The sequence below is a fragment of the Saliniramus sp. genome (genome assembly GCF_035311605.1).
Taxonomy (GTDB): domain Bacteria; phylum Pseudomonadota; class Alphaproteobacteria; order Rhizobiales; family Beijerinckiaceae; genus Saliniramus.
On the sequence record NZ_DATGCW010000005.1, the window covers coordinates 1 to 8,345 of the forward strand.

The window sequence follows — 8,345 nt, forward strand, 5'->3', positions numbered from 1 at the left end:
ATACCGTCGATCGTCTGCTCGAATCCGCAGCTCCCGCGCGCGCCGCGCAAGTAGCGGAAAAGATCGTCGAGCGTGTGGTGGAGCGTGTCGAGCGCATCCGCGAGCGCGAGAAGATGCCCGATCGTCGCAAGGGCTACACGCAGAAAGCCGTGGTCGGCGGTCACAAGGTCTATCTGCGCACGGGCGAATACCAGGACGGGCGTATCGGCGAGATCTTCATCGACATGCACAAGGAGGGCGCGGCCTTCCGGGCGATGATGAACAACTTCGCCATCGCGATTTCGCTCGGCCTGCAATACGGCGTGCCGCTGGAGGAATATGTGGAGGCCTTCACCTTCACGCGCTTCGAGCCGGCGGGCTTCGTCCAGGGCAACGAATCGATAAAGAACGCGACCTCGATCCTGGATTACGTCTTCCGCGAGCTGGCGATCTCCTATCTCGGCCGCTACGACCTCGCCCATGTCGACCCCTCCGATATCGGCCATGACGTGCTCGGCAAGGGCGACGACCAGTCCAAGCTCTCCGCCACGGCGGCGAAATACGTCTCCAAGGGCTTCACCCGTGGCCGCACGGACAAGCTGATGCTGGTCGATGGCGGCGCCTCCGGAGGCACTTCCGGCGCCACCGTCGTCACCGCCCTCTCGTCACAAGGCGCGACCGCGCTCAAGAGCGAGCCGGTGGTGGAGCAGGACATGGAGGCGGAAGAGGGTGCCGACCTCTCCGCGCTGGGCTTCGCCGCGCCACGGGTGGACACCTCCGCCGGCATGACGAAGGCCGACAAACGCGCCGAAGCCCGCATGAAGGGCTACGAGGGCGAAGCCTGCCCGGAATGCGCCAACTTCACGCTGGTGAGGAACGGCACGTGCATGAAGTGCGATACCTGTGGGTCGACGACCGGGTGTTCGTGAGGGTCGTGGCTTGTTGAGTTGATAGAGCGCCCCGTGGAAACCGGGGCGTTTTTCTGATAGCGCAAGCACTTGATCAAGTGTGTACACCCCATCCTTAATCCCTGCCCTTAGGGGAGCGAGACAGGGCGAGTTCTTCATGGCAGGCATCCCTCACCATGGGGGGGAATTCGCGCGAGCGCTTCATGCAGGCCATCCCTCCCCTGAAGGGGGTGTAGGGGTGGGGTGGCCCGTGTGCAAAATCTCGAACGGACGAGCATGAGACACGCGGCTAACCCCACTCTTAATCCCTCCCCTTGTACAGACTGGAGACAAGATGACCGGGTGCTCGGGGACATGGTGGACACTTTGAGGCATGCCACCGCCGCCCCTGCCCCGTACGCACCATCGATTCGCCGCAAACAAATCGCAAAACCGGTTTTCCGCGTCGCTACGGCACTGGACTTGTAGCGTTTGCAGCGCCATAAGGTGTCTGTTGAAAAAAGGCAACGATCCGCGATGACCTTGAAAGAGTTCTTCACCCAGTTCTTCACCTGGTGGAACGGCCAGACGCTGAACACGCGTTTCCACACCTGGCGCCACGGCGAGCTCATCGGCGAGGACGAGTTCGGCAACCGCTATTATCGCACCAAGGGCGGCGCCAAGGATCCCGCGCTCGGCTATGAGCGGCGCTGGGTGATCTATAACGGGCAGGCCGAACTGTCGCGCGTGCCGCCCGGCTGGCGCGGCTGGTTGGCCCATACCTATGCCACTGCGCCTTCGCAGGAGGAATATGCCCCGCGCGAATGGCAGAAGCTCGGCGCCGAGAATCATACCGGCACCGCGCAGGCCTATCGTCCGCAGGGCTCGATCCTGACACCGGAAGAGCGCCCGAAAGCCACGGGCGATTACGCCGCATGGTCGCCGGGCGATTGAGCGCGCTCCCCCGCGCGCACGGATTTCCGGAGATGTCGATGGCCCTCCTGCGCCTGCCGGTCGCCCTCACCCTCGGCGCCGCTGTCCTGTTTGGCGCGGCGCACGCCTGCGCGCAAAGCCATATCGAAAATCCGATCGCTGTCTTCAACGGTCTCGACAAGATCACCGCGCGGATCATCGCCTTCGAGGTCGAGATCGACGAGACCATCCAGTTTGGCTCGCTCCTGCTCACACCGCGCGCCTGCCATACCCGCCCGCCGACCGAGAGCCCCAACACCACCGCCTTCATCGAGGTGGAGGATGTCGCTCTCGACGGGGAAGTCGTTTCACTCTTCGACGGCTGGATCTTCGCCGAGAGCCCGGGGCTGAGCGCCATCGACCACCCGGTCTACGACATCTGGCTGACGGGTTGCCGCCAGACATCCCTGGCTGATGCTCCTTCCGACGAGACCACTGATTCCCCGGACCGGCCAGCGCCAGACCAGATTCCGCTGCCGCCCCCACGCCCGTTCTGAGAAAGCCCCTCGATCCGATGACGGGAGATCGCCGCACATGATGCGGGCAGCGTCCGCGCGCGAAGTTCCGGCGAGCCACCACCCTCCCCTTGCTGACAGTGCTGCCGGCTTCAGCCGTCAGCTTGACAGATTTGATGGCGCCCGCGAGAATTAACAATTTTAACTTGCATGAATTGAAGATTCCTTCGGAATCACGCAGTTTTTCATGCGGGTTACCATCGGCATTCCTCATCAGAAGCTCACGGCCATGTCGGCACAACCCGAAACCCTTGAATATTCTGATGCAACCTTTGATGCGCTCAGCAAGAAATTCCTGGCTGACAAGTATCTGAACCCATAGGCGGATGAATTCCGCGACGAAAAATCCCGCGAAATGGTCGCGCATTCGGTGATTCAGGTCTTCAGCCTGACACCGAAGAGCTTTGCGCCCAAATTCTCGGAACTGTGCGACTGCCTCGTCAAGAGCCGCATGGTCACCGACAGGGAAGCCGAACTCTTCAAGCGCATTGGTGATGCCTATATCCGCGAGGACGGCGATCAGACGCAGGCATTGCTCGGGGAATTCGAGAAACTGGACACATCATCGGATTTCGTCCGCAGGGTTCAGGAACAGAACGCGCAGGCGCAAAGCCAATCGCCGGATCCAGAGGGCCGCAGGCGGCGCCTCTGGGGACTGATCGGCGGTTTGATAGGCGCGATCATCGGGGGCGCGATCGCAGGCTGGCCGGGTGTCGGTATCGGCTGGAACATCGGCAAGGAAACGATGCTGCTGGTCTATGACGATTATCGGGCCAACAACCCACCCGCGTCGAATGTCGTGGCAGGCCCCAATGGTGAGTCCTGCACCGAACTGATCTGGCGATGACGCACCATCGGCCTTGCGCCGTCTGAAACAGCGGCGGGAAAGCGGGGCGGCGCGTCACGGGCATTCGTCGCATGCAAGTATTCGAAACAAGTGTTCGAAACAAGTGATTCAACGCCCCGGATGCCCGGATCGGCATCCGGGAAAGCCTTCAGGATCAGCGCGCGAACGGGTTGACGCGGATGACCCGCGTTCCGTCGGGAAGGCGTTCCGGTGCAGAGGGGGCGCGCGCCGCGGAAGCGGAATCGGACGCGTCTGACGTCGTCTCGCGCAGGCGGGCCTGCTCGCTCTGCAAAGCCGCAAGCCGCGCCTCGGCCCGGTCGATATCCTCGGCGAGTGCTGCGGCCTGGCTTTCGCGCCGGTCGATCAGCGTCTCGAACTGCTCCAGACTTCCGATCAACCGGGAGAGTGTTTCCCGCGCCTGCGCGGCAGCGCTCTCGTCGCGCCCGAGTTGTGCCTGTTTGGCGTCGAGCGCGTCGTTTGCGGCGGTGAGACGGGCTTCAGCTTCGCTTCGTGCCGCGCGAATTGCCTGCAGCTCTCCGTTGCGGCGATCGATCATCCGATCGAGCCGCGCCAGCGCCGCATTCACCGCAGCCGGCGAGACGTTCTGACCGGTTGCGCCGACGGATACCGGCGTCGCGGCCCCTTCCTCGCGACCGAGCTGGGCAATGTCGCGCTGCAGGGCCGAGAGGCTGTCTTCGAGATCGCGCCGGTCTTCGAGAATATGCACGAGCCTGTCGCGCGCCTGATCGATCTGCGCTTCGATCTCACGCAGCCGGCCTTCGGTCTCGCGTCTGTTCGCGAGCACGTCGGAAAGCGCGGCATTGCGTTCTTCGAGGGTCGCGTTGTCGGCTTCCAGCGCTGCGATCCGTTCACGGGCAGAAGTCTCCCGATCGATTCCGCCGAGCCCGGCATGGAAGGCGAAGCCCCAACCCGTCGCGGCGATTGCGGCAAGGATCAGCAGGTAGGAGCGCCCTGCCCCATCCGACCGGTTCTGCGCCCGGATCTGATTATCTGCGGTCATACCGGCCTCTGCACCCGTCATCGCCTCTTGCAAGCCGCTGGAAGACGCCCCGCGCCTGAATCACGGCAGCACTGATTCGTATGGTGACGCGCGTGTTAACCATGTGCAACGCGATTGCGGCGACTGCGCGGCGTTATCCAGTCCGGATCGACAAAAACGCGCCCCGCGCCTATCCTTGGGGAAAAATCCGGAGGGAGCGGGATGGGGACGGCGCAGGGCGTGACCACGGTCGGAAAACGCAAGAGCCTCTATCAATTCAGCTATCGGCGTTCGCCGGATCAGGACGGCGGCCCGGCGCAACATTCCGTCGTGGTTATCGGCGCCGGGCCGGTGGGCCTCGCCTGTGCCGTCGACATGGCACAGCGCGGCGTGCCGGTGGTGGTGCTCGACGATGCCGATCGCATCGGCGAGGGCTCGCGCGGCATCTGCTACGCCAAGCGCACCCTCGAAATCCTCGATCGTCTCGGTCTCGGCGAGACCTGCCGTGACCAGGGCGTCACCTGGCAGCTGGGCCGTGTCTTCCAGGGCGATAGCGAGGTCTACAATTTCGATCTGCTGCCCGAGAGCGGCCACAAGATGCCCGCCTTCGTCAATCTGCAGCAATATTATCTCGAGCATCATCTGGTCTCGCGCGCGCAGGCCCTTGCCACAGAAGACGCCGCGCGCATCGATCTGCGCTGGCGCAACCGCGTCACCGGCATTGCGCAGGACGGCGCCGGCGTTACCCTCTCCATCGCGACGCCGGAAGGGGCGTATGACCTGCAAGCGGATTGGGTCGTCGCGGCCGATGGCGCGCGTTCGGCCTGTCGCGATCTGATGGGCCTGGCCTTTGAGGGGGAGGCGTTCGAGGAGCGCTTCCTGATCGCCGACGTCAAGATGAAGGGGGAATTCCCCGCTGAGCGCTGGTTCTGGTTCGATCCGCCATTCCATGAGGGCCGCTCGGCCCTGCTGCACAAGCAGCCCGACGATGTCTGGCGCATCGATCTCGGCCTCGGTGCGCAGGCCGACGCCACCGAAGAGCAAAAGCCCGAGCGGGTGATCCCGCGCATCAGACAGATGCTCGGCCATGGCAATTTTTCGCTCGAATGGGTCTCCGTCTATACGTTCCAATGTCGCCGGCTCGCCCGGTTCGTGCACGATCGGGTCATCTTCGCCGGCGATGCGGCGCATCAGGTCTCGCCATTCGGCGCGCGCGGGGCAAATTCCGGAATCCAGGACGCGGAGAACCTCGCCTGGAAACTCGCCGCCGTGATCCGGGGCGATGCGGATGCGCGGCTGCTCGCGAGCTACGACAGCGAACGCATCGCCGCCGCCGACGAGAATATCGGCCATTCCACCCGCTCGACCGATTTCATCGCACCGCGCACGGCGCAGGAAATGCGCTTTCGCGATGCTGCGCTCGCGCTCGCCGCGAAGGCCGGTTTTGCCCGCCGCATGGTGAATTCCGGGCGCTTGTCGATGCCGACCACCTATCGCGACAGCCCCCTCTCGACGCCCGATGCACAGGACTGGGGCGGCAGCGCCGCCGTGGGCGCGCCGGCCCCGGATGCGCTAATGCGTGCGCCGGACGGCACAACCTGTTGGCTGCTGGAGGCGCTCGATGGCGATTGCACCCTCCTCCACATGCCAGGCGAAGGCACCTCCGTGCCCCGGCATGCTCAGGCGCGCACGCTGGTGATCGGGCGCGATCTGATCGATGCCGACGCCAGCTTCACCCGCCGCTTCGACGCCAGCCCCGGCGCCACCTGGCTGATCCGCCCCGACCAACATCTCGGCGCCCGCTGGCGCAAGGCGACCGATCAGGCAGTTGAGCGCGCGATTGCGCGGATATTCTGGCGGGGATAAAGACCGCTTTGCGCCCTGACCAAAAATGTCGGACACCCTTGATATTTTTTGGCACAGCATTTCCTGCTTGACACCGGAAATACCTGAAGAAATCTCAATTTCATGCAATCATCGCGAATTCCAGATTAGAGACAAAAAAAATATCAAAACACACAGATATTCTGGAAATTATATTTGAATAAATCTACTTTATAACGATTTTAATTTTATAAATTGCTATCAAAAACATTTGACTACCATTTTCATTTCACATAATCGAACCAACATTCAGGAGAGAACGAAATCTGAGTGCAAAATACTGCGCCAGATTAGAAGAAATCCAACCTGGATACATAAAACGTCTGCACATTGGCTTTCAATGCGCTTTCCACCTGTTTTTCTTGTATTTCTGTCGCACTGATACGCTCGGTTCGACAGTCTGTTCAAGAGCCACCGTAATCGTGGGAGTCTTCGATGATAAACCGTCGCACGCTTCTGGGCTCGGCTCTGGCTGCGCCCTTCCTGTCCCTGCTGCCGCGCCAGGCTCGCGCTGCGCAATGGCCGGCGGCCGGCCCGATCCGGCTTGTCGTCGCCCAGGGCGGCGGCGGCAATGCCGATGTCGTTGCCCGTATTCTCGTCGAAGCGCTGGAGCCCGTACTCGGCCAGCGCATCGTGGTTGAAAATAACGGCACTGCTTCCGGCATGCGCGCCACCGAGGATGTGAGCAAGGCCGAGCCGGACGGCTACACGCTGCTGGTGGGCACATCCTCGCAGCTCGTCCACAACATCGCGCTCTTCGACCCGCTTCCGGTCGATATCGAGAGCACCCTGCGCGGTGTCGCGATGATCAACGAAGTCCCGATGGTCATGTGCGTGCCCAAGGATTCTCCCGATACCGATCTCGCCGGGCTGACCGAGCGGGTTCTCGCCGATCCGGCCGCCTTCCAGTACGGGTCCGGCCCGACAGGCACCACGACGCATATTACCGGGGCCCTGTTCCTGCAACGCGTCGGCGCCGAAGGTGTGGTTCACATTCCCTATCCGCGCAGCCCCGAGGCCATGGTGGATCTGATTGCCGGGCGTCTGAACTTCGTCTTCAATCCGTCTCTGACCGCGATCGGCCAGGTACAGGGCGATGCCGTGCGTCCGCTCGGCGTATCCGCCCCGGTGCGCCTGCCTGCGCTGGCGGAGGTGCCGACCATGGATGAAGCGGGATTGCCCGGTTTCGTCAGCCAGACCTGGAACACCATCTCGGCACCGGCGGACACGCCACAGGAGATCGTCGATACCCTCAACACGATGATCAACGAGATCGTACAATCCGAGGAGATGCGTACAAGGCTGGAGGATCTCGCCTCGATCGTACCCCCGGCCAAGACACCGGCCGAGGTCGATGCCTACTACGCCAGACAGCGCGAGACCTGGATCCCGGTCGTGCGCGGCACCGGCGCCCGGCGCGAGGGCTGAGGGCGCTCCCACCGCATGCCCGCACCCGGCACCTCCCGGGCGCGGGTCATGACTTGTCTGCGAGACTGCGAAACCGAACCAAGGCCCCATGATATCACAAGCGGAACATGCGCGCCGTATGCTTCGATCCGGCCCCCTGCTCAGGCTCAGGCGGGCCATACCGGGACTGGCACTGGTCGTGACCGGGTCGGCCATGCTGATCCTCGCCTATGGCCAGCCGGCGTGGCTGGGCGGGAATGTCGGCCCGGGCCTGTTCGCGCAATTGCTGAGCAAGGGTGTGATTGCGCTCGGTGCGATCTGGGCGGCTTTTTGCGCGCTCAATGCCCCGCCGCCCCGGCCCGCCGCATGCGCCGAGCCCGCCGATGCGACCGCGCAACGCTGGAGCGGCCCGGCGCTCCTGGGCGCGGTTCTGCTGTTCGCATTGAGCCTGCCGGCCTTCGGGCTGGTGATCTCGGCGGGTCTTGCCGCAACGCTGGCCGCCATCGGCGCCGGTGAACGCGATCCGGTCGCGCTCGCGGTCACGGTGGGCGCGCTCGTTATCATGACGCTGGTGATCGGGCTTACGCTGTTGCCGCCCACGGCGCCGCTCTGGCCTCGTTTGTGAAGAGGCCGGGGCATGGATCTGAACGCATGGATGTCGGGATTCGCGCTGGCGCTGACGCCGGAAAACCTCATCCTGTGTGTCGTGGGCGCAGTGGTCGGCACGCTCGTCGGCGTCCTGCCCGGCATCGGCCCGGCGGCAACGCTGGCGCTGTTGTTGCCGCTGACGTTCACGCTGGAGCCGGCGGGCGCGATCATCATGATGGCGGCGATCTATTATGGCGCGCAATATG

9 protein-coding genes and 1 pseudogene are annotated in these 8,345 nt (G+C 63.5%); 9 read left to right on the forward strand and 1 reads right to left on the reverse strand.

Features of this window, described 5'->3' with window-relative positions:
• The 5 genes and pseudogenes from VKP01_RS00160 to VKP01_RS00180 all read left to right on the forward strand — a co-directional run.
• Window positions 1-908 (forward strand): annotated as a pseudogene (locus VKP01_RS00160) (vitamin B12-dependent ribonucleotide reductase); the annotation flags it as partial.
• Between the two features lie 501 nt (window positions 909-1,409).
• The gene (locus tag VKP01_RS00165; protein WP_324409628.1) at window positions 1,410-1,820 is read left to right on the forward strand and encodes an NADH:ubiquinone oxidoreductase subunit NDUFA12; all 411 of its coding nucleotides are present in this window, start codon (window positions 1,410-1,412) and stop codon (window positions 1,818-1,820) included.
• A 32-nt stretch (window positions 1,821-1,852) separates the two neighbouring features.
• Window positions 1,853-2,335, forward strand: coding sequence for a DUF2155 domain-containing protein (locus VKP01_RS17345; protein WP_414706475.1), 483 nt, complete (start codon window positions 1,853-1,855; stop codon window positions 2,333-2,335).
• Between the two features lie 205 nt (window positions 2,336-2,540).
• Window positions 2,541-2,675, forward strand: coding sequence for a hypothetical protein (locus tag VKP01_RS00175; protein WP_324409621.1), 135 nt, complete (start codon window positions 2,541-2,543; stop codon window positions 2,673-2,675).
• 33 nt (window positions 2,676-2,708) lie between these two features.
• Window positions 2,709-3,200: a hypothetical protein gene (locus VKP01_RS00180; RefSeq protein WP_324409622.1), complete on the forward strand. Its 492-nt coding sequence runs from the start codon at window positions 2,709-2,711 to the stop codon at window positions 3,198-3,200.
• A gap of 154 nt (window positions 3,201-3,354) precedes the next feature.
• Here VKP01_RS00180 and VKP01_RS00185 read toward each other — a convergent pair whose 3' ends face one another.
• Window positions 3,355-4,221 carry a hypothetical protein gene (locus tag VKP01_RS00185; protein WP_324409623.1) on the reverse strand — a complete coding sequence of 289 codons (867 nt, stop codon included), beginning with the start codon at window positions 4,219-4,221 and terminating at the stop codon, window positions 3,355-3,357.
• Window positions 4,222-4,422: 201 nt separating this feature from the next.
• Here VKP01_RS00185 and VKP01_RS00190 point away from each other — a divergent pair, with 201 nt between their 5' ends.
• The 4 genes from VKP01_RS00190 to VKP01_RS00205 all read left to right on the forward strand — a co-directional run.
• Window positions 4,423-6,066, forward strand: a complete 1,644-nt coding sequence (locus VKP01_RS00190) for an FAD-dependent oxidoreductase (RefSeq protein WP_324409624.1) — start codon at window positions 4,423-4,425, stop codon at window positions 6,064-6,066.
• Between the two features lie 453 nt (window positions 6,067-6,519).
• On the forward strand, window positions 6,520-7,512 hold the full coding sequence (locus tag VKP01_RS00195; protein ID WP_324409625.1) for a tripartite tricarboxylate transporter substrate binding protein: 993 nt from the start codon (window positions 6,520-6,522) through the stop codon (window positions 7,510-7,512).
• Between the two features lie 193 nt (window positions 7,513-7,705).
• Window positions 7,706-8,116, forward strand: a complete 411-nt coding sequence (locus VKP01_RS00200) for a hypothetical protein (protein WP_324409626.1) — start codon at window positions 7,706-7,708, stop codon at window positions 8,114-8,116.
• A gap of 12 nt (window positions 8,117-8,128) precedes the next feature.
• Window positions 8,129-8,345 (forward strand): tripartite tricarboxylate transporter permease (locus VKP01_RS00205; protein ID WP_324409627.1); only part of this gene is annotated, 217 nt, incomplete at its 3' end.

What these genes read in the sequence shown, in the direction of transcription:
- VKP01_RS17345 (WP_414706475.1), top strand. Translation starts at nt 1,853, where the DNA reads ATGTCGATGGCCCTCCTGCGCCTGCCGGTCGCCCTCACCCTCGGCGCC.
- VKP01_RS00175 (WP_324409621.1), top strand. Translation starts at nt 2,541, where the DNA reads ATGCGGGTTACCATCGGCATTCCTCATCAGAAGCTCACGGCCATGTCG.
- VKP01_RS00180 (WP_324409622.1), top strand. Translation starts at nt 2,709, where the DNA reads ATGGTCGCGCATTCGGTGATTCAGGTCTTCAGCCTGACACCGAAGAGC.
- VKP01_RS00185 (WP_324409623.1), bottom strand. Translation starts at nt 4,221, where the DNA reads ATGACCGCAGATAATCAGATCCGGGCGCAGAACCGGTCGGATGGGGCA.
- VKP01_RS00190 (WP_324409624.1), top strand. Translation starts at nt 4,423, where the DNA reads ATGGGGACGGCGCAGGGCGTGACCACGGTCGGAAAACGCAAGAGCCTC.
- VKP01_RS00195 (WP_324409625.1), top strand. Translation starts at nt 6,520, where the DNA reads ATGATAAACCGTCGCACGCTTCTGGGCTCGGCTCTGGCTGCGCCCTTC.
- VKP01_RS00200 (WP_324409626.1), top strand. Translation starts at nt 7,706, where the DNA reads ATGCTGATCCTCGCCTATGGCCAGCCGGCGTGGCTGGGCGGGAATGTC.